General features: G+C 67.1%; 27 protein-coding genes. 12 read left to right on the top strand and 15 right to left on the bottom strand.

Features of this window, described 5'->3' with window-relative positions:
• Positions 1-79: 79 nt before the first annotated feature.
• The 3 genes from GIY23_RS13735 to GIY23_RS13725 all read right to left on the bottom strand — a co-directional run bounded on the left by GIY23_RS13735 (position 80) and on the right by GIY23_RS13725 (position 2,947).
• Positions 80-1,222 (bottom strand): CaiB/BaiF CoA transferase family protein, encoded by a 1,143-nt coding sequence (locus tag GIY23_RS13735; RefSeq protein WP_154077026.1) that lies wholly within the window; start codon positions 1,220-1,222, stop codon positions 80-82.
• Between the two features lie 64 nt (positions 1,223-1,286).
• A complete protein-coding gene (locus GIY23_RS13730; RefSeq protein ID WP_154077025.1) occupies positions 1,287-2,099 on the bottom strand; it encodes an HpcH/HpaI aldolase/citrate lyase family protein in 813 nt (270 codons plus the stop codon).
• Positions 2,096-2,947 (bottom strand): hypothetical protein, encoded by an 852-nt coding sequence (locus tag GIY23_RS13725; RefSeq protein ID WP_154077024.1) that lies wholly within the window; start codon positions 2,945-2,947, stop codon positions 2,096-2,098. The genes GIY23_RS13730 and GIY23_RS13725 overlap by 4 nt, the downstream gene beginning before the upstream one ends.
• A gap of 644 nt (positions 2,948-3,591) precedes the next feature.
• On the opposite strand from GIY23_RS13725, the gene GIY23_RS13720 reads away from it, so the two are divergent.
• Positions 3,592-4,758 carry an acyl-CoA dehydrogenase family protein gene (locus GIY23_RS13720; RefSeq protein WP_154077023.1) on the top strand — a complete coding sequence of 389 codons (1,167 nt, stop codon included), beginning with the start codon at positions 3,592-3,594 and terminating at the stop codon, positions 4,756-4,758.
• 51 nt (positions 4,759-4,809) lie between these two features.
• Positions 4,810-5,568, top strand: a complete 759-nt coding sequence (locus GIY23_RS13715; RefSeq protein WP_154077022.1) for a GntR family transcriptional regulator — start codon at positions 4,810-4,812, stop codon at positions 5,566-5,568.
• Between the two features lie 47 nt (positions 5,569-5,615).
• Here GIY23_RS13715 and GIY23_RS13710 read toward each other — a convergent pair whose 3' ends face one another.
• Positions 5,616-6,584, bottom strand: a complete 969-nt coding sequence (locus GIY23_RS13710) for an NADPH:quinone oxidoreductase family protein (protein ID WP_154077021.1) — start codon at positions 6,582-6,584, stop codon at positions 5,616-5,618.
• Positions 6,585-6,746: 162 nt separating this feature from the next.
• Between GIY23_RS13710 and GIY23_RS13705 the strand changes: the two genes are divergently transcribed.
• Genes GIY23_RS13705 through GIY23_RS13690 form a run of 4 tightly spaced genes read left to right on the top strand, consistent with a single transcriptional unit; the run spans position 6,747 to position 11,239 of the window.
• Positions 6,747-7,895, top strand: coding sequence for an acyl-CoA dehydrogenase family protein (locus GIY23_RS13705; RefSeq protein ID WP_154077020.1), 1,149 nt, complete (start codon positions 6,747-6,749; stop codon positions 7,893-7,895).
• Positions 7,896-7,921: 26 nt separating this feature from the next.
• Entirely contained in the window at positions 7,922-8,668 is a 747-nt protein-coding gene (locus GIY23_RS13700) for an SDR family NAD(P)-dependent oxidoreductase (RefSeq protein ID WP_154077019.1), read from the top strand.
• 58 nt (positions 8,669-8,726) lie between these two features.
• Complete coding sequence (locus tag GIY23_RS13695) at positions 8,727-10,391, top strand: class I adenylate-forming enzyme family protein (protein WP_154077018.1); 1,665 nt, start codon at positions 8,727-8,729, stop codon at positions 10,389-10,391.
• 47 nt (positions 10,392-10,438) lie between these two features.
• Entirely contained in the window at positions 10,439-11,239 is an 801-nt protein-coding gene (locus GIY23_RS13690; RefSeq protein WP_154077017.1) for an enoyl-CoA hydratase/isomerase family protein, read from the top strand.
• A gap of 113 nt (positions 11,240-11,352) precedes the next feature.
• Here the strand turns inward: GIY23_RS13690 and GIY23_RS13685 are convergent, their stop codons facing one another.
• The 4 genes from GIY23_RS13685 to cynS form a co-directional block, all read right to left on the bottom strand.
• The gene (locus tag GIY23_RS13685) at positions 11,353-12,696 is read right to left on the bottom strand and encodes an NAD(P)/FAD-dependent oxidoreductase (RefSeq protein WP_154077016.1); all 1,344 of its coding nucleotides are present in this window, start codon (positions 12,694-12,696) and stop codon (positions 11,353-11,355) included.
• 68 nt (positions 12,697-12,764) lie between these two features.
• Positions 12,765-13,013, bottom strand: coding sequence for a DUF6480 family protein (locus GIY23_RS13680; protein WP_154077015.1), 249 nt, complete (start codon positions 13,011-13,013; stop codon positions 12,765-12,767).
• 83 nt (positions 13,014-13,096) lie between these two features.
• Complete coding sequence (locus GIY23_RS13675) at positions 13,097-13,615, bottom strand: DUF488 domain-containing protein (protein ID WP_154077014.1); 519 nt, start codon at positions 13,613-13,615, stop codon at positions 13,097-13,099.
• A 69-nt stretch (positions 13,616-13,684) separates the two neighbouring features.
• Positions 13,685-14,125: a cyanase gene (gene cynS / locus GIY23_RS13670; RefSeq protein WP_154077013.1), complete on the bottom strand. Its 441-nt coding sequence runs from the start codon at positions 14,123-14,125 to the stop codon at positions 13,685-13,687.
• A gap of 365 nt (positions 14,126-14,490) precedes the next feature.
• On the opposite strand from cynS, the gene GIY23_RS13665 reads away from it, so the two are divergent.
• Positions 14,491-15,738: a hypothetical protein gene (locus GIY23_RS13665; protein WP_187351878.1), complete on the top strand. Its 1,248-nt coding sequence runs from the start codon at positions 14,491-14,493 to the stop codon at positions 15,736-15,738.
• Between the two features lie 75 nt (positions 15,739-15,813).
• Here GIY23_RS13665 and GIY23_RS13660 read toward each other — a convergent pair whose 3' ends face one another.
• Genes GIY23_RS13660 through GIY23_RS13650 form a run of 3 tightly spaced genes read right to left on the bottom strand, consistent with a single transcriptional unit; the run spans position 15,814 to position 18,693 of the window.
• Positions 15,814-17,127, bottom strand: coding sequence for a TRAP transporter large permease (locus GIY23_RS13660; RefSeq protein ID WP_154077012.1), 1,314 nt, complete (start codon positions 17,125-17,127; stop codon positions 15,814-15,816).
• 8 nt (positions 17,128-17,135) lie between these two features.
• The gene (locus GIY23_RS13655; protein ID WP_222850153.1) at positions 17,136-17,633 is read right to left on the bottom strand and encodes a TRAP transporter small permease; all 498 of its coding nucleotides are present in this window, start codon (positions 17,631-17,633) and stop codon (positions 17,136-17,138) included.
• A 43-nt stretch (positions 17,634-17,676) separates the two neighbouring features.
• Positions 17,677-18,693 carry a TRAP transporter substrate-binding protein gene (locus tag GIY23_RS13650; RefSeq protein ID WP_154077010.1) on the bottom strand — a complete coding sequence of 339 codons (1,017 nt, stop codon included), beginning with the start codon at positions 18,691-18,693 and terminating at the stop codon, positions 17,677-17,679.
• A 371-nt stretch (positions 18,694-19,064) separates the two neighbouring features.
• Here GIY23_RS13650 and GIY23_RS13645 point away from each other — a divergent pair, with 371 nt between their 5' ends.
• Complete coding sequence (locus tag GIY23_RS13645; protein ID WP_154077009.1) at positions 19,065-20,348, top strand: benzoate/H(+) symporter BenE family transporter; 1,284 nt, start codon at positions 19,065-19,067, stop codon at positions 20,346-20,348.
• A gap of 246 nt (positions 20,349-20,594) precedes the next feature.
• Here the strand turns inward: GIY23_RS13645 and GIY23_RS13640 are convergent, their stop codons facing one another.
• The 3 genes from GIY23_RS13640 to GIY23_RS13630 all read right to left on the bottom strand — a co-directional run bounded on the left by GIY23_RS13640 (position 20,595) and on the right by GIY23_RS13630 (position 22,482).
• A complete protein-coding gene (locus GIY23_RS13640; protein ID WP_154077008.1) occupies positions 20,595-21,005 on the bottom strand; it encodes a PPOX class F420-dependent oxidoreductase in 411 nt (136 codons plus the stop codon).
• A 119-nt stretch (positions 21,006-21,124) separates the two neighbouring features.
• Positions 21,125-22,000 carry a hypothetical protein gene (locus tag GIY23_RS13635; RefSeq protein WP_154077007.1) on the bottom strand — a complete coding sequence of 292 codons (876 nt, stop codon included), beginning with the start codon at positions 21,998-22,000 and terminating at the stop codon, positions 21,125-21,127.
• Between the two features lie 344 nt (positions 22,001-22,344).
• Entirely contained in the window at positions 22,345-22,482 is a 138-nt protein-coding gene (locus tag GIY23_RS13630) for a hypothetical protein (RefSeq protein ID WP_154077006.1), read from the bottom strand.
• A 33-nt stretch (positions 22,483-22,515) separates the two neighbouring features.
• On the opposite strand from GIY23_RS13630, the gene GIY23_RS13625 reads away from it, so the two are divergent.
• Positions 22,516-23,199, top strand: coding sequence for a class I SAM-dependent methyltransferase (locus GIY23_RS13625; RefSeq protein WP_154077005.1), 684 nt, complete (start codon positions 22,516-22,518; stop codon positions 23,197-23,199).
• A 38-nt stretch (positions 23,200-23,237) separates the two neighbouring features.
• On the opposite strand, the gene GIY23_RS23240 is transcribed toward GIY23_RS13625, so the two are convergent.
• Positions 23,238-23,342, bottom strand: coding sequence for a VOC family protein (locus GIY23_RS23240; protein ID WP_267313224.1), 105 nt, complete (start codon positions 23,340-23,342; stop codon positions 23,238-23,240).
• Positions 23,343-23,456: 114 nt separating this feature from the next.
• Between GIY23_RS23240 and GIY23_RS23045 the strand changes: the two genes are divergently transcribed.
• From GIY23_RS23045 to GIY23_RS13610, 3 genes are all read left to right on the top strand, one after another.
• The gene (locus GIY23_RS23045) at positions 23,457-23,867 is read left to right on the top strand and encodes a hypothetical protein (RefSeq protein WP_228717280.1); all 411 of its coding nucleotides are present in this window, start codon (positions 23,457-23,459) and stop codon (positions 23,865-23,867) included.
• The gene (locus GIY23_RS13615) at positions 23,867-24,061 is read left to right on the top strand and encodes a helix-turn-helix transcriptional regulator (protein ID WP_154077003.1); all 195 of its coding nucleotides are present in this window, start codon (positions 23,867-23,869) and stop codon (positions 24,059-24,061) included. Before GIY23_RS23045 ends, GIY23_RS13615 begins: the two co-directional genes overlap by 1 nt.
• 176 nt (positions 24,062-24,237) lie before the next feature.
• A complete protein-coding gene (locus tag GIY23_RS13610) occupies positions 24,238-25,404 on the top strand; it encodes an amidohydrolase (protein WP_154077002.1) in 1,167 nt (388 codons plus the stop codon).
• Positions 25,405-25,614 lie beyond the last annotated feature (210 nt).

Below are 25,614 nucleotides of genomic sequence, written 5' to 3'. Positions count from 1 at the left end.
GAGGACGGGCCCCTCCGCCCCCGCACCCACCCCTCTCGCAGGCGTGAGTCTTTTTGGTGGTCATAGGCACCAAAAAGACTCACGCCTGCGCGTCGAGCTCCGCGAGGATCGTCGCGTTGTGCTCGCCGACGGCCGGGACGGAGCCCATGACGGGCTCGGCTCCGCTCGGCGTGACGGGCGGCAACAGCGCCTGGACCGGACCGGCGGGCGTGCCGACCTCACGCCAGCGCCCGCGCGCGGCGAGCTGCGGGTGCTCGGCGAACTCGGCCATGGTGCGCAGCCGGGCGTTCGCGATTCCGACCTCGTCCAACAGCCGCATGGCCGAGTCGGCCGTCAGCGACGCGAACGCCGACTCGATGGCCGCCGTCACCCGGTCCCGGTTACGCACACGATCGCTGTTCGTGGCGAACTCCGGGTCGGTGCCCAGCGCCGGTGCGCCGAGGATCTTGGTGCACAGCGTCTGCCATTCGCGATCGTTCTGCACCGCGAGGAACACGTCCGCGCCGTCCCCGGTGCGAAACGGGCCGTAGGGCGCGATGGAGGCGTGGCTGGCTCCGGAGCGCTTCGGTGGTTCGCCGCCGTAGTGGGCGTAGTAGTACGGATAGCCCATCCACTCACCGAGTGCGTCGAGCATGGCGACGTCGACGTGGCTCCCCACGCCGGTCCGGTGACGCTCGTGCAGCGCCGCGAGGATCCCGGAGTAGGCGTACATGGCCGCGGAGACGTCGGCGATCGAAACACCGGCCTTGGCGGGCTCGTCCTCGGTTCCCGTGATCGAGAGCAATCCGGCCTCGCACTGGATGAGCAGGTCGTAGGCCTTCTTGTCCCGGTACGGTCCCTCGGGGCCGTACCCGGAGATCTGGCATGTGATCAGCTCCGGGTTGCGGCGGCGGAGATCGTCGGCCCCGAAACCCGAACGTTCGGCAGCGCCGGGCGCGAGATTCTGCACGAAGACGTCCGCACGGTCGACGAGGCGGTGCAGCAGCGACGCGTCGTCGGCGTTCTTCAGGTCCAGCGCCAGGGACTCCTTGCCACGGTTGAGCCAGACGAAGTGGCTCGAGAGCCCGTGGACGGTCCGGTCGTACTCGCGCGCGAAGTCTCCCGAACCGGGGCGTTCGACCTTGACGACGCGGGCGCCGAGGTCGGCGAGCTGCCGCGTCGCGAACGGAGCGGCCACGGCCTGCTCGATCGAGACGACGGTGACATCGTCGAGGGCTGCCATGGGACTCCTTGCGGTTCGGTGTGGGGAGGGCAGTGACGCTCGCTTTCCGGATCGTGCGGCGGGGTCACGCTCCCGCACGAGCCAGAACGGCCCGAGCCCGCTCCAGCACCGGCGTGTCGACCATCTGGCCGTCGACCAGCGTCGCCGCCCCGTCGTTCGAGTCCCGGAGGAGCTTCCGTGCCCACCGCACCAGGTCTGGCGAGGGAGTGAACGCCGTTGTCGCTTGCGCGACTTGTCCAGGATGGATACACAGCTTGCCAGTGAATCCCAGGCTCGCGGCATGTTCGGCATCCCGGGCGAGAGCGGTGTCGTCGCGTACAGCGGTCGTCACTCCGTCGAGCGGAGCGGCGACCTCGACCGATTTTGCTGCCAGGACCAGACTCGACCGCGCGTGCCGCAACGCCTGCTGGTCGGCGGGGTCGACGCCGAGTTCGGCGGCGAGATCGACGTTGCCGAAGGCTGGGCGGACGACGCCATCGACTCGGCAGAGCTCGCGTGCGTCGAGCAAGCCGGTCGCTGTCTCCAGAAGCGGTATTAACGGATGGTGCGGGGACGCGCGATGCAACTCCGCGAGAATTTCCGGATCCTCGGCTTTGGGCGTCATCACGCCGCAGGTGTGCCGTCGAATCATGGCCACGTCGTCGTCGTGCCAGGGTGTTCCGGGCGCGTTGATCCGGACGACGGCGGAGTTTCCGGCTCGAAGATACTCCGCGACGTGCTGCCGTGCGGTGCTCTTGTGCTCGGCTCCGACCGCGTCTTCGAGGTCGAGGATGATGCCGTCCGCGGCGCTGGCCGTGGCCTTGGCGAACCGTTCGGGTCGATCCGCCGGGACGAACAGGAGGGTTCGCGCATGTCCGAGGGTGTCGCCGAGTGTCATGCGAACCCCACCGTCGCCGTCGCCATCGTGTTCTCCGGTGCGGTGAGCACGGCCAGGTCGGCGCCTTCGTCACTTGGTTCGCCGGTGAGCAGGACGGGGTCCCCTGCGAAAACCGGGCGATGAAGTCGGTAATCCACCGTGGATACCGATTTTCCGGAACCCGCGCGCGCGAGCTCGGTCATGAGCAGGGCGAGCAGCGGTCCGTGCACGACGAGGTCAGGGTACGACTCGACCTCGCGCGTGTACGGGCTGTCGTAGTGGATGCGGTGCGCGTTGGCGGTGAGAGCGCTGAAGCGGAACAGGCGAACGGGATCACCGGTGAACGAGTCCTGCCACGCCGCGGTCGAGTGCGGAAGCGTCTCCGGCCGGCTCGGGCGTCGAGTCTTGGCGGGCCCTTCGCCGGAGCGGTAGGCGTAGTCCTGTTCCTCGACCATCCTCAGCTGGTCGTCTTGCCAGAACTCACTGCGCAGGGTGACGAAGGCAACCTCGCCGGATCGCCCGTGCTTGACCGTCACGTCGGACAGTGACGACCGGCGCAGGGTCGGCTCAGCGATGCGGAGCGGTTCGGTCACGGTGAGCCGTCCACCCGCGAACATCCGCCGGCGGTCCGGGATCGGGGGCAGAAAGTGCCCGCTCGCGGGGTGCCCGTCCGGTCCCAGTTGTTCGTGTCGCGGCCATTCTTGGAAATACACCCAATGCCAGAGCGGAGGCAGTGCCGTGCCCGCTGCCGGCGGGGCCTCGATGTCTAGGACCACCGCCAGTGCGTGTGCCTGTTCCGCAGGCAGCGCGTCGGTCGTGGTGAGCGGCGCTGGCTCCCACCCTTCGAGGTGGGAATCGAGACCGGACACGAAAAACTCCTCTTACTCGGGTGTTTGCGGCCTGACCGGCCGCGACGGACCTGTATCGACCATGCGAGAACCGTGGCCGCTACATCGGTGTTCGTGAGCCGCCGAGCCGCATTAGGCCGTACAAATCATGGCGGAAAGTATGCGACGCAGGGCGTGGCGTGTCAACGCTCACGCCGTCGGCCCGCGGCCTCAAGCCCGAGAAGTGTCACTAGTGGCGCTATTGCTACTATTTCCAGGGCATGTGGGCGGGTGAGTCTGATGCCGGAGATCGTGTTGACCCTGTCCCTATTTGGCCGTACAAATAACACAACAGGTTCGACGGTCTCTCGCGGTCGGGCGTCGCTCGCGCACCGGAAGGAACCATGGCCGCCAGCGCACTTGCCCTTGCCGAGTGGGCGCACACGCTCAAGCCGACGAGGAGGTTCTGGCGCTCGCGCCGGGAGTGCGCGTCGACACCGCCGCGGTTGCCTTGGCCGCGTGCGGCGTGCGGAGCCGCGGTTGCCTTGGCCGCGTGCGGCGTGCGGAGCCGACGTCCCGGAGTTGCTGGCGGACGCGACCTTGCCTTCGGTGCGCACGTGCGGAGGTCGCTCGACCCTGACGTCCGAGTCCGCGCTGATCCGTGACAGCCACGACAGGAGTGACGTATGAGCACTGTGGACCATCTTGACGACGACGAGCGACTGATCGTCGAGACCGTGGGCGATTTCGTCGACAAGGAGGTCCGGCCTGTCGCGCAACAGCTGGAGCACACCGATACCTATCCCGAAGCGCTGATCGAGCGCATGAAACAGCTGGGGATCTTCGGGTTGGCGGTTCCCGAGGAGTACGGCGGCACGCCGGTGTCGACGTCGTGCTATGTGCTGATCACCGAGGAACTCGCCCGCGGGTGGATGAGTCTGGCGGGAGCGATGGGCGGCCACACGGTCGTCGCCAAGCTGCTCGTGCTGTTCGGTACCGAGGAGCAGAAACGAAACTACCTGCCCCGGATGGCCGACGGCGCGGTTCGGGCGACGATGGCCTTGACCGAGCCGGGCGGGGGATCGGATCTGCAGGCGATGACGACCACGGCCCGGCGCGACGGGGACGAGTTCGTCGTCAACGGTGCGAAGACGTGGATCACCAACTCGCGCCGCTCCCAGCTCATCGCGCTGATGTGCAAGACCGACCCGGACGCACGACCGGCGCATCAGGGCATGTCCATCCTGCTCGCCGAGCACGGTCCGGGACTGACAGTGTCCCGTGATCTGTCCAAACTCGGATACAAGGGCGTGGAGAGCTGCGAACTGTCCTTCGAGGAATACCGCACTCCAGCCGGATCCGTGCTCGGCGAGGACGAAGGCGCAGGCTTCGGACAGATGATGAAGGGGCTGGAGACCGGGCGAATCCAGGTCGCCGCGCGAGCGCTCGGTGTCGGCAAAGCCGCTCTGGATGACGCCCTGCGCTATGCCCAGGAACGGGAAAGCTTCGGCAAACCGATCTGGAAGCATCAGTCGGTCGGCAACTACCTCGCCGACATGGCGACCAAGTTGACCGCCGCGAGGCAGTTGACGCTGCACGCGGCGCGGGAGGCCGACGGTGGTCGTCGTGTGGACATGGAAGCCGGAATGGCGAAGCTGTTCGCGTCCGAGACGGCGATGGAGATCGCGCTCAACGCCGTGCGTGTCCACGGTGGATATGGCTATTCCACCGAGTTCGACGTCGAACGCTACTTCCGGGACGCTCCGCTGATGATCGTCGGTGAGGGAACCAACGAGATCCAGCGCAACGTCATCGCCGCGCAACTCGTCGCGCGCGGTGGGTTGGAGTCCTGACCGTGCGGGAGGGACCCGCTACATTCGGAGAACTTCGGAATCGGTGATGGCATGGCACAACAAGTCGAGGACGGAAGTGTCAGGGAGACGGCTTACGTCAAACTCGCGCGGGAGTTGCGCACCGCCATCCTGCGGCACGATTTCCCGGACGGCGTCCGGCTTCCCACCGAGGCTGAGCTGGCGGAGTCGTACCGGGTCAGCAGGCAGACGGTGCGTCGTGCCTTTCAGGACCTCGTGGCCGAGGGCATGGTGTATCGCGTACCGGGTCGCGGCACGTTCGCCGCTCCCCGCGAGGAGCAGTACCTGCGGCAGTTCGGCTCCGTCGACGACCTGATGGGGCTCTCGATCGACACGAGCATGGAGCTGGTTGTGCCGTTGCACCGCCGGGTCGACCTCGATGCCGCCGGGCGGCTGCGCCTGCAGTCCGACCGCGTCCACCAACTCACGTTCCTGCGGCTGCACGAAGAGACGCCGTTCTGTCTGACCACGGTGTATCTGCCCCCGGCGGCCGGGCGGCTTGTCGCCGCACTGCCGGACCTGACGACCACGGGCGCTCGGAGCAGGGCCACCATCATCGGATTGCTCGACGAACGGTTGCCCGATCCCATCGCCGAAGCCGAGCAGAGCATCACGGTGGGAACGGCCACCTCCGAGATCGCGGAATTCCTCGGGTGCGAAGCCGGGCGATCTTTGTTGCGCATCGACCGGGTGTACCACTCCGCCGCCGGACAGCCCGTCGAGCTCGCGGTCAGCTACTTCCACCCTGAGCACTACTCGTACCGAGTCCGCCTTCGGCGCAACGTGCGGTAGGAACGCACGTGCGCCGGACAGGTGGTCCGTCGCCGCGAGGGCAGCCTTCAGGAAAGCGTCAGGACGACCTTGCCGGTGGCACGGCGCTCGTCGAGTTCACGCAGTGCCCGGCCCGCGTCGGTCAGCGAGTAAGTGGGGCCCAGCAGCGGCCGTAACGCGCCTGATTCGAGATGCGGGAGAAGCTCCTGCCACTGGTGGGGCAGATAGTCCGGCCGCGACCGCCAGAACGCTCCCCACCCGACGCCGACGACGTCGAGGTTGTTCAGCAGCAGGCGGTTGACCTTGACCGTGGGGATCTCCCCGCCGGTGAACCCGATCACCAACAGGCGGCCTTCCGGGCCCAGACACCGCAAGGAGTCGGTGAACCGGTCGCCGCCCACCGGATCCACGACGATGTCGGTCCCGCGTGGACCGACCAGTTCTGCCACGGCGTCACGGAACCCGTCGGCGAGAACGACGTGTTCGGCACCGGCACTGCGGGCGGACTCGGCCTTGGATTCCTGGGAGACGACGGCGATCACGCGAGCGCCCATCGCGCGGGCCATCTGCACCGCGGCCGTCCCGACCCCGCCGGAGGCTCCGTGCACGAGGACGGTTTCGCCGGGGTTCAGGCGGCCGCGGCGGGAGAGTGCGAACTGCACCGTCAGGTAGTTCATGGGAAGACCCGCCGCTTCGGTGAACGAGACGTTCTCGGGCAGTGCGAAGACGTTCGTCGGCGGCGCCGTGGCCAGGTCCGCGAAGCCTCCGATGCCGGTAAACGCGGCGACCCGCTGACCCACCTGGACGTCTGCCGACTCGGGGGCGCTACGGACGACACCGGCGACCTCTGAGCCCGGCACGAACGGCGGGTCCGGCTTGAGTTGGTATTCGCCGCGTGTCATCAGTACGTCCGGGAAGGTCACCCCGGCGGCTCGCACCTCGATCATCACCTCGTCGGGGTTCGGCGTCGGCGCCTCGACCTCGGCGAGGTCCACCGAGTCGGGGCCGTTGAGCTCGGTGATGCGGATTGCGCGCACAGGGTCCTCCCGGGGTCGTTCGTGTGTGTCCTCATCCTTGACAGGACACGCTGTGTGAGTCAATCTTCATCTGGAATGAACATATATTCAGTGCGCTGCGGTGCAGGTCACGCGCATGAAGGGGTGTCCGACATGCCGAATCACGAGGACGGCGAGTAGTCGATGGACGTCACGTTGTCGCAGGCCCAGGTCCAGTGGAGCGAGCAGGCTCGTCAGTACGCGACCGAGAGCCTCGCGCCTCGCTACCAGGAGCGCGAGCAACGCGGCGCCGTCGAGCGGCAGGTGTGGCGGGAGATGGGCACGCTCGGGTTCATCGCTCCGGAGCTGCCCGCGAAGCTCGGCGGACGCGGCCTCGACCGACTCACGTCCGGACTGCTGGTCGAGGAGATCGCCCGCGGGGACTTCTCGGTGGCCTACCTGCAGGTCGTGGGGTCGCTGGTCGGTCAGATCCTGGCGAGTGAGGCGAACCCGGACGTGGCTGCCCGCTGGGTGCCGGGGATCTGTCGGGGTGAGCACGTCGTCGGCATCGGACTGACCGAACCGCAGGCCGGGTCCGACGCGGGAATGCCCGAACTCAGAGCCCACCGAGACGGCGACTCCTACGTGCTCACCGGCACGAAATCGCTGTCGTTCGCCAACGACGCGTCCGCTGTGGTGGTGTTCGCCCGCACTTCGCAGGAGCAGGTGCGAGGTAAGGGCATCAGCGCCTTCCTGGTGCCGCTCGACGTTTCCGGGATACGACGGGAGTCGTACACCGATATGGGGACCCGGGCCGTCGGCAGGGGAGCGGTGCACTTCGACGGCGCCCGCGTACCTGGAGACCACCTCATCGGCGTGGAGGGCGCGGGATTCTCCGAGGTGATGCGCGGGTTCGACTTCAGCCGCGCGCTGATCGGGCTGCAATGTGTCGGGGCCGCACAGACCAGCGTGGACGAGACCTGGCGCTACGTCAGTGAGCGGGAGGCGTTCGACCGTCCACTGAGCACGTTCCAAGGAGTGTCGTTTCCGTTGGCGGAGGCGGAGACACGCCTGGCAGCCGCCCGAATGCTCTGCTGGCGGACGCTGTCGCTGAAGGACCACGAACTGCCGCACACCGCCGAGGCGGCGATGTGCAAGTGGATGGCGCCGAAAGACGCCTTCGAGGCCGTCCAGACGTGTCTGCTCTTGCACGGCCAGTACGGCTACCGCACCGAGCTGCCGTTGGAGCAACGTCTGCGCGATGTGCTCGGTCTCCAGATCGGCGACGGCACCGCGCAGATCATGAAGTTGATCATCGCTCGGGACCGGCTCGGACGGGAGTGGGCTCCGTGAGCGCGACGTCAGGAGGGGCGACGACGATGGGACGACTGAACGACAAGATCGCCGTGGTGACCGGTGCCGGGCGCGGGATCGGCAAGGCGATCGCCGAGAAGCTGGCGAGTGAGGGATCCACGGTCGTGGTCTCGGACGTCGACGGGGAATCGGCCGCGGCGACGGCGAAGGAACTCTGCGGTGGTGCCGTCGGACTGCATGCCGACGTGGCGTCGAAGGAATCGGTCGAGGCGATGATCGACGAGGTGCGCACCCGCTTCGGGCGGTTGGACGTGCTCGTCAACAACGCGGGATGGGACAAGGCCGAACCCTTCATCGACAGCAGCGAATCCGACTGGGACCGCATCATCGCGATCAACCTCTACGGCACCCTGCACACCACGAAGGCCGCGTTGCCGTTGATGGTCGAGCGACAGTCGGGTTCGATCGTCAATCTCGGATCGGATGCGGCACGGGTCGGCTCGTCCGGTGAAGCGGTGTACTCCGCCGCCAAGGGCGGCATCGTGTCGTTCACGAAGACCCTCGCCCGCGAGATGGCGCGCAACCGGATCAACGTGAACTGTGTGTGCCCCGGGCCGACCGACACCGAGCTGTTCGCATCGATCGGCGGTGACAACCCGAAGCTGCGGGAGTCGCTGACCAAGGCCATCCCGTTCCGTCGACTCGCCGAGCCCCGGGATCTCGCCAACACCGTCGCCTTCTTCGCTTCCGACGAAGCCGGCTATCTCACCGGACAGACGGTGAGCGTCAGTGGTGGACTCACCATGAGCTGACGCCGAACGCGGGGACTGCGACCGCACCGTGCGTCGGAACCTCAACGAGGAGGCAACAATGCCCGCCTACGATCCCACCGCTTACCGGAACTTCATCGAGCATCATTTCAGCTACCTCGGCGGATTCCGCCGCAACGTGCACCGTTACGGCGACCGCGTGGCGATGCGGTGTCCGCACACCGGGACACGGTTCACCTACGCCGAACTCGGGACTCGGGTCGACGAACTCGCCGCAGGCCTGGTCGCCGCAGGGGTGCGTCCCGGCGACCTCGTCGTCTATCAGCTCTACAACAGTCCAGAGTTCGCGCAGTTGTATCTGGCGACGCAAGCCGCGGGTGCGGTCGGCTCCCCGATCAACTTCCGGCTCTCGCCCGGCGAGACGGCCTACATCCTCGACGACAGCCGTCCACGGGTCTTCGTCCACGACACGGCGTTGTCGGAGGAGGTCTCGGCCGCGCTGGAGCGCGCGGAGCACCGGCCCGACCTCGTAGTCGCAGTCGGGGACGAGCGGGGCCCTGGCACGGTTTCCTTCGACGAGTTGCTCAGTCGCGGTGGCACCCCGCCGACGGACACGGGCCGCACGATCTACGACAAGACGACGCGGCTCTACACCTCCGGCACCACCGGTATGCCCAAGGCGGTTCCGCTCAACAGCATGATCGAGATCTTCACCGCGCACGATGTGATCATGCATTTTCCGATGGAACCGGAGGATCGGACACTGAACATGACCCCGTGGTTCCATCGTGGAGGTTTGTACGCCGGCGGGCCGAACGCGGCGTTCTACCTGGGTTCCGAGGTGGTGCCGATGCGCGCGTTCGACCCGGTGGCGTTCCTGGACGAAGTGGAACGCTCCGGCATCACCTATCTCGTCGGGGCGCCGACGAACCTGGCGATGCTCACCTCCGTGCAGGCCGAGAAACCGCGAGACCTTTCCAGTCTGCGCGGGATCGTCACCATGGGGGCGCCACTGGAACGCGAGGCGGCCCTGCGGTATCAGGAAGTGCTGTGTCCGCGGATCTTCAACGGTTACGGCACGACCGAGGCGTTCTGGAACAGTTTCCTCCGGCCGGCGGACCTGCCGCAGCACGCCGGAAGCGCCGGGCGTGCCTGCACCGACGACGACGTCGCCGTGGTCAAGGTACTCGACGACCGTCCCGCCGAACCGCACGAGACCGTGGCCAAGGACGACGCGGAGGTCGGCGAGGTGATCGTGCGCTCGCCCAAGTGCGGATACGCGTACGTCAACGCGCCGGAGCAGGAGGCGCAGAAGTTCCACAACGGCTGGCTCTACATCGGTGACTTGGCCACCTGGGACGCCGCAGAGTACGTGACGATCGTCGGCCGCAAGGACGACATGATCGTCTCGGGTGGGGAGAACGTCCATCCGGTGCAGGTCGAGGAAGTACTCAACGAGCATCCGGCCGTCGCGGACTCGATGGTCGTCGGCGTCCCGCACGAGCGGTGGGGCCGGCTCGTGGTCGCCTACGTCGTGCCGTCCGACGAGACGCTGACGGTGGCTGACTGCGACCGGCACTGTCGCGACCATCCGATGCTGGCCGGGTACAAGCGCCCCCGCGCCTACCGGTTCGTCGACTCCCTACCCGTGACCGCCACCGGCAAGAAGGTGCACTACAAGGCCCGCGAACAGGCGAGGACCGAATACGCCGACGACCTGTTCACCGCTGCCGGGCGCCCGAACGAGGTCACCGTGAACGAGTAGCCGATCACCCGCGTCGCACCACCACCACAGCACAGAAAGGACCACTCGTGGATTTCGCCGACTACAAGCAGTTGACGTTCGAGCGCCGGGACAACGGCGTCCTGCTGATCACGCTCGATCAGCCGGAGAAGTACAACGCCACCGACGAGCAGATGCACACCGAGCTTGCCCGGGTGTTCTCCGACGTCTCCGCCGACCCGGAGACTCGGGTGGCAGTGGTGACCGGCGCGGGCAAGGCGTTCTCCGCCGGGGGCGATCTCGGCATGGTTCAGCGGATGGCCGGGGACCACGACCGTGTCTCGCACATGCTTTCCGAGATGAGCGACATGGTCTACAACATGATCAACTGCGAGAAGCCGATCGTCTCGGCGATCAACGGCGTCGCGGTCGGGGCGGGGACCGTGGTCGCGCTGCTCGCCGACATCTCGGTGTGCGCCGAGGACGCCAAACTCGGCGACGGGCACGTGAAACTGGGCGTCGCCGCCGGGGACCACGCGGCGATCCTGTGGCCGCTGCTCTGCGGCATGGCCAAGGCGCGCTACTACCTGCTCACGGGCGAGATGCTCGACGGAGCGGAAGCCGAACGGATCGGCATGGTCAGCAAAGCGTTGCCCCGCGACCAAGTCTTCGACGAGTCGATGCGGATCGCCGAGACACTGGCCACCGGCTCCCAACCCGCGATCCGGTGGACGAAGCGGGCGATGAGCAACTGGCTCAAGATGGCGGGGCCGATCTTCGACCAGTCCGCGGCGTACGAGATGCTCTGCTTCATGGGGCCCGACGTCGTCGAGGGTGCTGCCGCGCTCCGCGAGAAGCGGGAGCCGGAGTTCCCTTCGGCCCGATCATGACGCGCACCGTCGCCTGAGCGGTCCGTGCAGAGTGAGCTGTCGTCGTGTGCCCGCGAGGAGGGGCGCTGATGTTCCGCTCACCCGACCACCGAGAAACCTTCTGCAGGGAGTTCTCAGCCCCCGGTTTCGACCTGCTGTTGGTGCCGGTACGGACGTAGCTTCGGCAGCTCGGGTGATTCGGTGTCCAGCGGCACGGTACCGGACCGGACCATCCCGAGTTGCACCAGCTGACGTTCGCTCGTCGCGTCGAGCAGCCAGTCCAGGGCGACGCGGACTCTGTTGCCGGGCATGGCCATCAGGTGATAGCCGCGCGTCACGACCTTGGCGAGGAATCCCGACATCGGAATGTGCAGCGGGTTCGCCGCCGCCTTGCCGGAGCCGAGGTCCACGACGAAGCCGAGATCGCGATGGCGGTACCGGGACGGCGTGGTCCTCCCGAGCGACGCGGCGACGTTGCGAGCGGCGAGCGTGCCCTGTCGCACCGCGTGCTGGGCGGTCATCGGCGTCAACTCGCCCGGGCGTGTGGGGTCCGGTACCGCTGCCGCGTCGCCGCACGCGAACACGTGCGGATGGTCGGGTACCGAGAGCTCGTCGGTCACCACCAGCCTGCCCTGCTGGGTCGCGAGCCCGAACCCTTGCACGAGTGGGTCCGGGCGCACACCCACGCACCAGATCAACGATCGGGTGGGGACGAATGACCCGCTGTCCTGGAACGTGACTCCCGACTCCGACGCCTCGCCGATGGAGGTTTCGGTGAGAACCTCGACACCACGCTCCCGCAGGACGCTGTCCGCCGTGCGGGACAGTCGCCGGTCGAGTGTCGGCAACACCCGCTCGGCGACGTCCAGGAGCAACCAGCGGATCCGCTGGCCGTCGAGTTCCGGGTGGCGCTGGGCGAGCTTCGCGGTGAACTCGGGGCCCTGAGCGGCGACCTCCGTTCCAGTGTAGCCCGCACCGACCACGACGAACGTGCAGCGAGCGTCGCGCTCCTGCTGATCGTTGCTGGCCGCTGCCAGTTCGATCTGCCGGGTGACGTGGTCTCGGAAGTACAGCGCTTCCGGTACGCCCCGGAATCCCTTACCGTGCGTGGCGACCCCGGGAATGGGCAACAGCTTGTTCACGCTGCCTGCGGCCAGGACGATGCGATCGAACGACATCGACCCCGGGTTGTCCTCGGGGTCGGTGTAGGCCAGTTCCCGGCGGTGCGGATCGACTCCGGTCACCTCACCGAGCACGAATCGCACGCCGGGGATCGCTCCGGGCAGCGGGACGGAGATCGCACGCGGGTCCAGGATTCCGGACGCGACCTCAGGCAGCAGCGGGAGATACAGAAAGTAGTCCGTCGGGTTGATCAGCACGATCTCGGTCTCGTTCGGATCCGTGTAAGTGGCGAGGTGCTTCGCCGTGTGGTATCCGGCAAACCCACCTCCGACGATCACCACTCGCGTTCGTTGCACAGCACCTCCTCGCGTCCTCCCGAATTGCTCAGTACCCGTTCCGGAGGCGGCTGAAACCCAGCGGGAACTCAGAGGAGCCCGAAGACGTGTCCGGCGATGAAACCGGCGACGGCCACCGCGACCACGAACACGAACACGGTGGTGACCACGTGCAAGCCGCGGGTCGGTCCACTTTCCTGATGCGAGACACCGGACAGTCCTCCCTCGGCAGGCGGGGTTTCACCCGGAGGCACGCCGCCGCCGGGGTCCAGGCCAGGGGTGACGATGGGATCTGGACCGGGTGCCTCGTGTTCGGAACGTCGGTCGTCGGGCGGCATGAGCTTCCTCCGTGTGTCGTGCTCCTGCGGACTTCCGGTGGGCACGGGCTACCTCGACGCGGAGATCGTCAAACCCGACCGGGTCAGTCGTAGACGAGCAGGCCGTCGGCGCGGGTCCGGACGCCGCTGAGTGGCTCGTGTTCGGGCATCGTTCCGTCGTGCATCAGGTGGCGTACCAGGACGTCGTGTGCGACGTGGAGAAAGTCGGCGATCATGCGTCGGTGACAGCGCCACCACACGGTTTCACTGCACATGATCGTGACGCGGTGAGTAGCGGAGTCCTCGACGAGTTCCCGCGCGGCGTCGACGAAATCAGGTGTCCGCATGTGCGCGGCATACGCCCGGAACGAGTCGTTGCGCCACAACCGGTCCGGCGAGTCCGGCGGCAGCTTGCGAAACCCGCCCAGACGCGGCTCCCAGCGGTAGCCGACGTCGTGCGCGGGAAGCCACTCTTCGAGCGCGGCTTTGGCCACGTGTGGATTGCGGCGGCTGCCGGGGGCGGAACGCACATCAACCACCTCGGCTACCTCCGCATCGTGCAGCAGACGGATCATTTCCTCCTGTGTGGCGGTGCCGTGACCGAACGTCAAAACCTCGACCATCGAGCCGTTCCTCACCGAGGGCGCGTGGAGTGTTCGGCGTTGGTCATGGGGCGGCGGAACCCCACCCACTCACCACTTGTACGGCAGGAACTTCCCGTCGAGAGTGATCTGTACACGGGGTCCCTCCTCGGCATCGACGCGCTGCACGTCCGCGCGGAAGGTGATGGCGCTCATGATGCCGTCGCCGAAGTCTTCGTGGATCAGCTCCTTGAGCGCCGGTCCGTACACTTGCAACACTTCGTAGAGTCGGTACAAGGTCGGATCGGTCGGCGGAAGCCGGTCGAGGCTGCCTCGCGTGGGAATTTCGCTGAGGGCCGCGACCGCTTCCTCGGGCAGATCCAGCAGAGTGCGCAGGCGCGTGGCGGTGCCGTCGTCGAAGGGGTGTTGGCCCAGCAACGCGGCAGTGGTCCATACGCGGTCGGTGCCGAGCTCGTCGGCGATACCGCTGAAAGACAGGTTCTTGGCCTGCTTGGCCTCCAGTACGGCCTCTGTAGCCTCGGAACGGCGCATCGGACAGTCCTTGTCGGGTCGACATCACACAGAGAGCACCCCGGTTTGCGGGGCCCGTTCTCGGTTACCCGCAAGTGGACGGTCCGACACTCCACGATGCGATTCCGAGTCCTGGCTCCGTGTCTCGCTCGACGACCGAGGCGTTGCCGCACCAGCGATGTGCGGTACATTCCCCGGCGCGCGTCTCCGGGGAATGCCGAAGACGCTCGAAATACTGGACGAAGTCGCTTCGGAATCGAACACCGGCGCCGCGGATCGCGCGACGCCCCAGAGACGTCAGCGGATACTGCGGCTCGGAACCGTCGATGTGCACGCTTCGACGGTCGCGTCCGTGAGCAAGGTGCGCAGGGGAGGAAGTGACTGCTATGGCGAGTCGGTACAGGGTCGGGATCGTCGCCGACCCGGATTTTCCCCAGACCACCGCGGAATGGCTGGCCGACAAACTTCCCGACGTGCTCAGCGACGAGCACGAGTGGGACCTCGAGGTCGAGGTCGATCCGATCGCGGCGGGCCAGCACGATGTGCTCGAGATTCTGCACACGGTGTCGGCACTGAGGGCACGGCGCGGGTGGGATTTCGCCCTGTGCGTCACCGACCTGCCGCTGCGTCGGGACCGGCGGCCGGTGCTCGCCGAGGTCCACCGGGACGAGCGTGTCGCCGTGATCTCGTTGCCTGCGCTCGGCGGACTGCAACCGCGGCGCCGTGCGCGCCAGCTGTGCACGCAGGTCCTCGAAGAGCTCACCGCCGCCGAACGGGCCGAAGAGGACCCTGGCGAGAGCCGGCGTCAGCTGCAGAGCCGTCCGACTCGGATACTCGCGCCGATCACGCGGACCGAATCCTCCACCGACCAGGGTGAGGTCGACGTGCGCTACGAGGCCACCCGGAAACGGGGGCGGGCACGGTTGTTGACGGGCATGGTGCGCACCAACCGTCCATGGGGTCTGGTCTTCGGCATGTCCAGCGCCCTGGTTGCTGCGGTGGCCACGAGTGCGTTCGGCCTCTCGTCGAGCACGATCTGGCAGATCGCCTACGAGCTCAGCCCGCTGCGCGAAGTGATCGCCGCGGTGCTCTCGGTCGGGGTGCTGGTGGGCTGGCTGATCGCCGCGCACCATCTGTGGGAGAGCCCCTCGGCCGGCACGGCGAACGACCGGGAACAGGCGCGTCTGTACAACCTCTCCACTGTGGCCACTCTGACCGTGGGAGTGGGGTGTCTGTATCTCGGCCTCTTCGTGATCAACCTCGCCGTCGCGGCTTTTCTCGTGCCGATGTCGCTGATCGCGAGCACGGTCGGCCCGACAGCGGCGACACCGTCGACCTACATCGCTCTGGCGTGGGGGTTCACGACCATGGGCGTGGTCGCGGGCGCCCTGGGGTCCAGCTTGGAAAGCGACGAGGCGGTGCGCCAAGCCGCCTACGGCTATCGCGAACAACAACGTCGCGGGCAGCGCGCCCAGCAGTCCGAATCGGCGCCCGAGAACAGCGTCGCCGCGCCGGAATCACGTGACGACGATGGTGACCGCGCGGGCCCGGAGGCGGCCCCAGGCGAAGGCGAGACCGACGCGGTTACCGATGCACAGGGACGCGGAAGCACCGATTCGCGCGAGGCCGGGTGACGAGTCGGACGCCGGGGCACGGCAGGACAGCGACTCGAAGCAGGCACGAGAGGAAGCCGGCTCGTGCAACGGAATCTAGTCACTCGTGAGCAGGTTGAGCTGCGTCGGCAGCCACAGGGACAGCTCCGGAACGAGGACGACCACCAACAGCACCGCCGCCAGCGCCGCGAAGAAGGGGGCGAGTCTCCGGATCACGGGTTCGATCCGCTGTTCACCGACGCGGGCGGCGATGAACAGCACGTTGCCCACCGGCGGCGTGATGGTTCCCAAGCACAGGTTGAACACGATCATGGTGCCGAAGTGCACCGGGTCGATGCCGAACTCCTCGACGATCGGCAGGAAGATCGGCGTGAAGATGAGGATCGCGGGCGTGGGATCCATGAACGTGCCCACGACCAGCAACGTGATCATCATCAGGATCAGGATGGCTGTGGGGCTCTCGGTGATCCCCAACAGCCCGGTGGAGATCGCGTCGGGAATGCCGGTGTAGGACATCACCCAGGACATCGCCGAGGAGACGCCGACCAGGAGCATGACGATCGCAGTCGTGCGCGTCGCCTGCAGCAGGATGCCGGGCAGCGCGGAGATCGTGAGATTCCGGTAGAGGAACCCGAGCGCCAAGCAGTAGAGGACCGCGATCGCCGCGGACTCGGTGGGGGTGAAGAAGCCCGCCAGGATCCCGCCGATGACGATGAGAATCATCAACATCGCGGGCACGGCCCGGAAAAGCACCAGCAGTGCTTGCCGAAAGGTGACGCCCCCGGAGCCCGCGAACTCGCTCCGGTTCCTCGTGTAGAGGAAGACGACGAGCATGCAGGCCAGCGCCCACAGCAGGCCGGGCCCGTATCCCGCGACGAAGAGTGCGGCCACGGAGCTGCCACTGACGAGCGAGTAGACGATGAACGTGTTGCTGGGTGGCAGAAGCATCCCGGCCGGCGCGGACGCCGCGTTCACCGCGGTGGAGAAAGCGGGGTCGTAGCCCTCCTCCTTCTGCCGCGGTCCCATCGTGCTGCCTACCGCCGCGGCCGAGGCCACGGCAGCGCCGCTGACCGAGCCGAACATCGCGTTGGCGACCACGTTCGTCTGCGCCAGCGACGCGGGCATCCGCCCGACGAGTACCTTCGCCGCGTCGATGAGCCGCGTGGCGATGCCGCCGTTGTTCATCAGCACCCCGGCCAGCACGAAGAACGGTATCGCCAGCAGCGTGAACGAACTCGTGCCGGAGACGATCTGTTGGGAGGCGACGAGAACGGCGTGATCGGCTCCCAGCACCGCGATGGCCGCGACGGTGCAGGAGAGGCCGATCGCGACGGCGATCGGGACGCTGAGCAGGATCAGACTGCTGATGCCGACGAGCAGGACGAGCCCTGCGAGGAGTGCTGGATCCATCACTGCTCCTAGACTTCCTCGGCCGTGTGGTCGGTTTCGACCGCTACTTCGTCCCGGCGCAGGATCGAGGCGACGTGGTAAAGGGCGTAGTAGGCGATGATCACGCCGGTGATCGGCATGACCAGGTAGACGAGCCCGAGGTGGCCGGGCAGTGCCGTCAGGCTCTGGCCCCAGCCGACGGCAGTGAGGCGCAGGCCACCCCACACCAGCGTGAGGCCGGCGAAGACGAGAACGATCAGTTGGACGCCGACGGCGACCACACGCTGGATCGGTTCGGGGAGTTTTCGGGCGACGACGTCGACGGCGATGTGACCGCGTTCCGAGAACACGAGTGCGGCGCCGAACATCCCGAGCCAGACGAACACGTACTTCGCCAGCTCTTCCGACCAGCTGCTGGGTTCGTTGAGCACCTGCCGGGTGAACACCTGCCAGGTCACGGTCACGATCAGGATCGCGAACAGGGCCACGCACGCGGTGGCGAGGACCCTGTCGGAAGCCTTCTTCAACGCCCGCATCTCCCGGCCTTTCGGATTCGTTTCCCTCGCTGGCTCACGGCGCTTCCGCCCGTGTTTTCTCGTACACCGTGCGGGCGGTGGGGCCTGCGGTGCGCAGCGCCTGCTCGGTCAGCGGCGCGAGGGCTTCGCGGAAGGCCGCATCGTCCACCGGGTGGAACTGGACGCCCTGACTGCGCAACTCGCTGATGGCCTCGTCGGTCGCTGTGGTCCAGAGATCGGTGAATTCCCGCATCGTCGCGGCCCATTCCTCGTCGAAGACCGCGCGGTCGGTGGGAGGCAGCCGGTCCAGCCGATCGGTGTTCGCGACCAGGTAGTCGAGCCCGATGAGATGTTCGGTACGGGAGAAGTGCGGAGCCACTTCGTAGTGTTTCTGGGTCTCGTAGGAGACCTCGTTGTTCTCGGCCCCTTCGAGCACACCGGACTGCAGAGCGGTGTAGACCTCGCCGTAGGCCATGGGTGTGGCAGCGCCGCCCATGCTGTCGAGCATGTCGGCGTGCACCTTGCTCTCCTGCACCCGGATCTTCTGGCCTGCCAGGTCGGCGGGGCTGGTCACCGGGCCGCGTGAGCTGTAGATGTTGCGCGCGCCCTGGGTGAACCCGCCGAGCACGGTGAGGTTTCTGTCCTCCAGCGAGGAGTAGAGGTCACCGACGATGCTCGGGTCGGTGATGACCCGCATCTGGTGCTCGATGGACTCGAAGACGTGCGGCAGGTTGAACACCACGAAGTCGCGGTTGAGGTTCTCCAGCTGGGTACCGGAGACGATCGCGAGGTCGACGCTGCCGTCGCTGGTGAGTTGGAGCGACTCCTGCTGGTTGCCCAGGTTCTCGTTGGGGTAGACGTCGATGTTCCATCGGCCCTGGGTGCGTTCGCGGACGCGGTCGCTGAAGTTCTCGAGCGCGACGTAGGACGGGTGGTCCTCGGACTGGTTGAGAGCCAGGCGCAGTGTCCCGCCGCGCTCCTCACCGGCAGTGTCGGCAGCGGGACCGCATCCGGCCAGCACCAGCGCAAGGGCACTGAGTGCGGCCGCGAGCGCGAACGGCTTGCTGGTCATGGTGATCCCTGTTCTGCTCGTCGTCGAGCGGCAGACGCGATACGTGTTCCCGGTATTCACCCAGGAGAGCCCGCTCGCGGCAACGAGTTGTCATCAGTTGCCAACCGTGGTTGCGATGTCGTTACGCCCAGCGGCGGCGTGATGCGTGAGCCTTTGTGGTGGTTATAGGCACCACAAAGACTCACGCACCCTCAGCGGTGGGCGACATTGCGCACCCTGGACCCCATTGAGAGGCGTTGTCTCTTGATGCGGCGTCATCGCGTATTGGCCCCTGAGCAGCACGGACAGTACGGTCCGTTCGGGCGAGCCGCTCTGTCGCGGGAAGCGCATCGGGCGGCCCCACCGTGGCGTCGCAGTGTCGAAAGGTGCCGATGACAACCGAGACGGCCGAGCGGGAGCAAACCTCGGAGACGACGACGGTCGAGCGTCGCGGTTTCGAGCTGCCCACACGACCTCTTCCGGGGCCGCGCCGTCTCGCCCGCGATTTCGGCGCGCTCTACGCCGCCAACGGTCTCGTCGGGCTCATCTTCGCGGCGACGGGGCCGGTCGCGGTCATCCTCGCCGTGGGACAGCAGGGCGGGCTCTCCTCCGCTCAGCTCGCGTCGTGGATCTTCGGCGTCTTCTTCCTCAACGGCATTCTCACGATCCTTGCGTGTTGGTCCTACCGCCAGCCGCTCGGGTTCTTCTGGACGATTCCCGGGGCTGTGCTGGTCGGCCCCGCCCTGACACATCTCGCGTGGCCCGAGGTCGTGGGTGCGTTCGTCGCCACCGGCGTGCTGATCCTCGTGCTCGGGCTGACCGGGTGGGTCCGCCGGGTCATGGAGCTGATCCCGATGCCGATCGTCATGGGGATGGTCGCCGGGGTGTTCCTGAGCTTCGGGCTCGACCTCGTCCGAGCCGTCGCGTCCGACATCGCCATCGCCGGGCCCATGGTCGGGCTGTTCGTGGTGTTGAGTTGGCGGGCAGCGCTGGGCCGGTGGTTGCCGCCGATCATCGGCGCGTTGCTCATCGGGGGACTCGCGGTTGCCGTCAGCGGGCGCTTCGCGCCGGGACCGGTGAGCCAGTGGCTCGCGGCGCCGGTGTTCACCACCCCTCAGTGGTCGTGGCAGGCGATGCTCGAACTGGTGATCCCGCTGACGATCACCGTCCTGGTGGTGCAGAACGGCCAGGGTGTGGCCGTGCTGCGCTCGGCAGGCCACCGGGCGCCGGTCAACATGGCCGCCATCGCGTGCGGGGTGTGGTCGGTGCTGGCCTCCTTCGTGGGAGCGGTGTCGACGTGCTTGACGGGGCCGACCAACGCGCTGCTCGTGGCGTCGGGTGAGCGTTCCCGCCACTACATCGCGGGAATCGCGTGCGGGGTGTTCGCCATCGGGTTCGGCCTGTTCGCGCCGTTGTTCACGCAGTGGATGCTCGGTGCGCCCGGCGCGTTCATCGCCGCGCTCGGTGGGTTGGCGATGCTGCGTGTGCTGCAAACCTCGTTCGTGACCGCGTTCAGCGGCCGCTTCACGATGGGGGCGCTGATCACCTTCGTGGTCACGGTCTCCGGTGTGCAGGTGGCGAACATCAGTTCCGCGTTCTGGGGTCTGCTGGCAGGGCTGGCAGTGTCGTGGCTCTTGGAACGCGCAGACTTCACGACACGCACGGAAGCCGCATGAGCGCGCGGGTTGATGCGTGTGGGTGGTCGGGTGGCGGAACTTCACCTCGCGGCCGGCTGCGGGAGCGTCGAGCTCAGGTAGCGCGCCTCTCCATCACGTCGACGCTGTCCTTGCCAGTCACGAGGTGAGAACGCGCTGGTGGCCGGTCTGCGCCAGACCGGCGGAAAGACCCTCGGCGCACTGTGGCGCCACAGCCTCGATTCGCGTGCGTTCCAGGTTCGACCGGCTCCGATGGGTTCCGCGGGGTCAGCCCGACCGGTCCGGGCCCGCACGTGCCGGCTCGATCCGGACCACGACCCGCCGTTCCTCCCGCATCGAACGCTGGTAGTCGTCCCAGTCGGGATGCTCACCGTTGACCCGCCGGTAGTAGTCCACCAGCAGGTCCATCGCCTCGGGCAAGGTGACGACCTCGACCCTGCCCTCGACCTGGATCCAGCGCCCGAAGAATCCGTCGGGCAGCACGCACAACCACGCCCGAGGATCACGCTCGAGATTGCGAGCCTTCATCGCTGTCTCACGGGTGCTGACCAACAGCCGCCCCTGCCCGTCGACCGCGACGAGCACCGGCGACATCTGCGGGCTTCCGTCCTTGCGGGTCGTCGCGAGCACAGCGCGCGGCTGCTCACGCACGATCGCGCGTGCGTCGTCGAGATCCACGGGTTGCCTCCTCGTCGGTGACCGTCCCCTCCATCCTGCGTTACTGGACGGAAGTTCGTCGGATGGGCGTCTCAGCCCGACAACACCCCTCGCACCCACGGGGGTCGTCGGCCCGTAGGTCACTGTCCCGGAGAACGTTCCCGCTCCCGTTGCGCCGCCTGTGCTTCGGGTGCGTTGAGTAGGAGCAGCACGACGAGGACGGCGATCGCGCACAAGCCCATGAGGACGTCTGCGGCGACGCCTCCGAACATGTCCGGACCGGTGAACGAGGACAAGCTGCTCAGGATCCAGAGCGCCGCTGCCACGACGGCGACGCTGCGCGCCCAGCCGCGTCCTTGTCCAGCCGCTCGCAGCAAGAACAACCACGCGACCGACCAGCCGAGCAGGAACACGATCACGAACGCGATCGTCACGACCACGATGCCCGACGGCATCGAATACATCTCCGGATCGACGAAGCCCGCTACGTTCGCGCCGAGGCTCAGAGCGGCCGACGCCACGCCCGCCCACCACATCCAGCGCAGTGTCGGGCGTCCGTCGGTCGACACCGAGCCGGTAAGCAGTCCACGCGCCGCCGTGTCGCAGTGCACCGACGAGTTGTCGAGCCGGTCCGCCAGCGCCCAACGCAACGCGTCGAGGGTCTCCGGGTCGGCGTGGAGTTCGGCGAGGCTGAATCGGAGGACTCGCTTGCCCGCCCGCACGCGCAGTGAGCGGTTCGCGACGGTCAACTCGGTCAGCTGGTCGAGTTCGACGCGCGTAGGGCCGCGACGAATCCCACTACGGTCGACGACGTGCGAGCGGGTCCGCAGCCACACGATCGCGTACGCCGCGCTGCCGCCACCGACACCGCCGAAGACCCAGCTCGGAAGATCGGTGAGCAATCCCGCGCCGAACACCACAACAGCCGTCAGGAGCACGCCTGTCACGACGGTGACGTAGGCGGTGACGTCCGGGCGGCGCTGTACCAGCGACGTCGCCGGTGGTGCTGGCTGCATGGGGGTGGCCTCCTGAGAGTCGGGATGCGTGCCGAGGCATCCTCGCACGCAAGGTCGTCGGCGGGAGGGCGTTTCCACGGATCGCCTTGAAGTGGAAGGAACTGGCGATGTGCCGCGGGTCGACGTGTGATCCTGGGCGGTAGGCCGTCGTTCCTGGAGTAGAACGTGACCGCACCGGAGACGCTGGAGCTGGCTCGCCTCACACCGAGCACTGGACCTTCCATCGCGAACCACCGTCCATGGTGGATCACTCGGTGGATCGCAGGGCGAGAACCATCTCGCACGGGCAGAGATGAGCGGCTGGGTGTTGGTGGTGCTGTTGTTGCTCCCGTCATCGGCGAGCATCAGGAGATCATCGACCCCACCGCCGAGATGATCGAGGCGCATCGCGACTTCAGGCCCTTCGCCGCGACCTCGGGCGCCAGCGCACGAGTGGCCGCGTCTGTCGCGTCCGGCCCCATGGACAGTGCTTCCTCGTACATGTCTCGCCCCTCGACGCTGTGTACGGTCGCGCCATGGGCGCAAATCTGAGTTTGTTGGACACCTTCGGACTTGGTGACGAGGACTTGCAGGCGTGGCTCGCCAGTGGCCGACCGGACGAGGAGTTCGACAGCTGGCTGATCGATCGAGTAGCACGCTGCCCTTCGGGTGGGCAGGCAATCGCGGTCTATGGGGCTGAAACGACGCACGACTTCGCGCGCCGAGCGATCCTGGGGGCGCTGGACCTTGGGGCGGGTGATCGACTGTTGGACGTCGGCTGCGGAGGCGGACAGTTGTTGCGGGACGCGCTCGATGCCGGCGCCCAGGCCACCGGCATCGACCACAGCTCCGACATGGTCGCGCTCGCCCGTGATCGCGCCAACGGTGCCGAGGTCGTCGGAGGGCAGGCCGACCGGTTGCCGTTCGAAGACGGGGCGTTCACCGCAGCGGCGTTGTCAGTGGTGTTCTTTTTCTTCGACGACCCGGTTGGAGTGCTGCGTGAGTGCGCGCGTGTGCTCGCAGCGGACGGGCGCCTGGCGGTATACACGACCGGACCGTCGCTGCGCGGCACGGCCGCCGCACCAGAACCGGTCGCCGGCCACGGTCACTTCTACGACGACGAGCAGCTCGTCTCTCTCGCACGCGAGGCGGGACTCACCGACGTCTTCGTCACCGACGACGAGGGCGCCCAGCTGCTGACCGCCCGAGCGCCCACGTAGTGACCGCACAGCACGCTCGGCGAACGCAGGGCTCGCCATCACAGCGACCGATCGGCACCTTGCGCAGCGATCAGGCAGAACGCGTTGCCAGCCGGGTCGCGCATCACCCACCACCACGTATCGCCCTCGTCAATGCGCCGCACTCGCTGCGCTCCCAGCGCAACTTTGTCTACCGAGCACCGGCGCGCGCACCGCTTGATCACTCGCACTGTAAAGTGAGTTTGACAATATGGGAAGTAGACTTTACTTTTTCGGGTATGTCGAATGCCAACGTCTCGAACCTGACACGCGTCGAAACGATCACCGTGTGGGCCGGTAGCGCAGTGTGGACGAGCGGGATTGTGGCGGCAGGTGTGGTGGTGGTGGTGTGGCTCGGCGCCGGTCCTACGCGCCTCCTCGGCGCGATCCTGGCCGTCGTCGCCATCGCTGGCTTCCTGAGTGTCGCCGCCGTCATCGGCCGGTCGGTGCTGCGTCAGGAAGGCGTGGAGCGCACCGTCTACGTCGAAAGCTCGGGGCTCGCCTTTTGGCTCCTGATGGGGGTCGCCTTCACCTACATGCTGATACAGGCGATCGCGGACCTTCCGCAGCCGGACGGATACATGATCGTCGGCGCCGGGGCGGTGTGCTGGGCACTCGCACACGGCGCACGCTCCGAGAAGTACCTCTGATGCGCAATCGGCTTCGAGTGCTGCGGGCCGAGCGAGGGTGGAGCCAGCAACGGTTGGGCGACGAACTCGGCGTATCCAGGCAGACGATCAACTCGATCGAGCAGGGCAAGTACGACCCCAGCCTGCAGGTCGCATTCCGGCTCGCCCGCACCTTCGACTGCAGCATAGAGGGCATTTTCGCCGATCAGGACTGACCACTCCGGCGAGCTCTGAGAACTCCTGACGCATTCGGTGTGTCGGTTCGGCGTTCCCGGCGTTCGGCAAGGCGAGGTTCGCCGAACCAGTGCGGGTTCGTTGGCCAGCGCCGGGCAGTTCTGAGCTCCGCACCTGCTGCCTAGCAACGATCCTGCCGCTCGGTCAGACTCGCGGCATGATCGAGGATCTGGATACGACGCTTCGCCGGTGGCGTCACGACCTTCATCAGCGGCCCGAGACCGGGTTCGCGGAGCATGCGACCGCCGCCTATGTCGCCGATGTCCTTCGCGCCCTGGGTCTGCGAGTCGAGATCGGCGTCGGGGGCACCGGCGTCGTGGGGTCGCTACGCGGTGGCGGCAGCGATCGGGCGATCGGCTTCCGTGCCGACATGGACGGCCTGCCGCTGCAGGAACGCGGTGGGCACGCCCACATCTCCCGCAACGAAGGGGTGATGCATGCCTGCGGCCACGACGGCCACATGGCGATGCTGCTGGGTGCGGCAGCTGAACTGGCCGCGCACGGGGACGTCGACGGTGCCGTGTACTTCTTCTTCCAGCCCGCCGAGGAACACGGCCGCGGCGCGCAGGCGATGATCGACGACAAGCTGTTCGACCGGTTCCCCGTCGAGGCGGTCTACGGTCTGCACAACATGCCCGGACTGCCCGCCGGTGAACTGCACACTCGTGACGGCGGAATCATGGCCAGTGAGGACAACTTCGAAATCCGTATCACCGGCCGTGGCGGGCACGCCGCCCGCCCCCACATGGTCATCGATCCGCTGGTCGTCTCCGCCGAGATCGTCCTGGCGCTGCAAACCATCGTGGGACGCAACGTGGACCCGTACTCCTCGGCCGTGGTCTCGTGCACCGAGGTCACCACCGATGGCGCCCGGAATGCGATCCCCGATGAGGTGGTCCTCCGTGGCGACACACGGGTCTTCGACCCGGACGTGCAGACACTGTTGGAGCATCGGATGCGGGAACTGTGCGAGCACATCGCTGTCGCCCACGGCGCGAGTTGCATCGTGACCTACACCCACGAATTCGCGCCGACGACCAACGACGCAGCGGCGACCGCGGTCGCCGTCGATGCCGCCGTCGGAGCCGTCGGGGCCGAGCGCGTGAACGCACGCTGCGCTCCGTCGATGGCCAGCGAGGACTTCGGCGTTCTCGCCTCGACAGTGCCCGGTTGCTTCGCCTTCCTCGGCAACGGCACCGACCCGGCCCGTGGTGGGATGCCACTGCACAGCCGGGAGTACGACTTCAACGACGACGTCCTACGCACCGGCGTCGACTACTACGTGGCTCTGAGTAATGCCGCACTGTCGCAGAGGAAGAGCTGACATGAGGCTGCTGCGGTTTCCGTTGGCCTTGCTTACAGAGACAACCTCGGCGTAGTGGGATGGATCAAGCGTCTGGGAGAGGGCACCGGACTCAACCGATGCAACACCGGCTTGGTGGATCGACTGTAGAGGGCCGTGGCGTTTTCGGACAGGCAGCCAACTAAAATCGCTCCTTCGAGGGAAGGTTGTCTGTGTCTGGAACGAAGCGTC

It is taken from the genome of Allosaccharopolyspora coralli (assembly GCF_009664835.1).
Classification (GTDB): Bacteria; Actinomycetota; Actinomycetes; order Mycobacteriales; family Pseudonocardiaceae; genus Allosaccharopolyspora; species Allosaccharopolyspora coralli.
The sequence above is the reverse complement of the archived record's forward strand: the minus strand, read 5'-3'. Positions and strand labels throughout refer to the sequence as shown.

Excerpts from the sequence above, each read along its gene's own strand:
- GIY23_RS13700 (WP_154077019.1), top strand. The coding sequence starts at position 7,922 with ATGGGACGACTGAACGACAAGATCGCCGTGGTGACCGGTGCCGGGCGC.
- GIY23_RS13615 (WP_154077003.1), top strand. The coding sequence starts at position 23,867 with ATGCGCAATCGGCTTCGAGTGCTGCGGGCCGAGCGAGGGTGGAGCCAG.
- GIY23_RS13730 (WP_154077025.1), bottom strand. The coding sequence starts at position 2,099 with ATGACACTCGGCGACACCCTCGGACATGCGCGAACCCTCCTGTTCGTC.
- GIY23_RS13645 (WP_154077009.1), top strand. The coding sequence starts at position 19,065 with ATGACAACCGAGACGGCCGAGCGGGAGCAAACCTCGGAGACGACGACG.
- cynS (WP_154077013.1), bottom strand. The coding sequence starts at position 14,125 with ATGCGCCGTTCCGAGGCTACAGAGGCCGTACTGGAGGCCAAGCAGGCC.
- GIY23_RS13715 (WP_154077022.1), top strand. The coding sequence starts at position 4,810 with ATGGCACAACAAGTCGAGGACGGAAGTGTCAGGGAGACGGCTTACGTC.
- GIY23_RS13650 (WP_154077010.1), bottom strand. The coding sequence starts at position 18,693 with ATGACCAGCAAGCCGTTCGCGCTCGCGGCCGCACTCAGTGCCCTTGCG.
- GIY23_RS13625 (WP_154077005.1), top strand. The coding sequence starts at position 22,516 with ATGGGCGCAAATCTGAGTTTGTTGGACACCTTCGGACTTGGTGACGAG.
- GIY23_RS13705 (WP_154077020.1), top strand. The coding sequence starts at position 6,747 with ATGGACGTCACGTTGTCGCAGGCCCAGGTCCAGTGGAGCGAGCAGGCT.
- GIY23_RS13665 (WP_187351878.1), top strand. The coding sequence starts at position 14,491 with ATGGCGAGTCGGTACAGGGTCGGGATCGTCGCCGACCCGGATTTTCCC.
- GIY23_RS13735 (WP_154077026.1), bottom strand. The coding sequence starts at position 1,222 with ATGGCAGCCCTCGACGATGTCACCGTCGTCTCGATCGAGCAGGCCGTG.
- GIY23_RS13660 (WP_154077012.1), bottom strand. The coding sequence starts at position 17,127 with ATGGATCCAGCACTCCTCGCAGGGCTCGTCCTGCTCGTCGGCATCAGC.
- GIY23_RS13635 (WP_154077007.1), bottom strand. The coding sequence starts at position 22,000 with ATGCAGCCAGCACCACCGGCGACGTCGCTGGTACAGCGCCGCCCGGAC.
- GIY23_RS13720 (WP_154077023.1), top strand. The coding sequence starts at position 3,592 with ATGAGCACTGTGGACCATCTTGACGACGACGAGCGACTGATCGTCGAG.
- GIY23_RS13630 (WP_154077006.1), bottom strand. The coding sequence starts at position 22,482 with ATGTACGAGGAAGCACTGTCCATGGGGCCGGACGCGACAGACGCGGCC.
- GIY23_RS13610 (WP_154077002.1), top strand. The coding sequence starts at position 24,238 with ATGATCGAGGATCTGGATACGACGCTTCGCCGGTGGCGTCACGACCTT.
- GIY23_RS13680 (WP_154077015.1), bottom strand. The coding sequence starts at position 13,013 with ATGCCGCCCGACGACCGACGTTCCGAACACGAGGCACCCGGTCCAGAT.
- GIY23_RS23045 (WP_228717280.1), top strand. The coding sequence starts at position 23,457 with ATGTCGAATGCCAACGTCTCGAACCTGACACGCGTCGAAACGATCACC.
- GIY23_RS13675 (WP_154077014.1), bottom strand. The coding sequence starts at position 13,615 with ATGGTCGAGGTTTTGACGTTCGGTCACGGCACCGCCACACAGGAGGAA.
- GIY23_RS13695 (WP_154077018.1), top strand. The coding sequence starts at position 8,727 with ATGCCCGCCTACGATCCCACCGCTTACCGGAACTTCATCGAGCATCAT.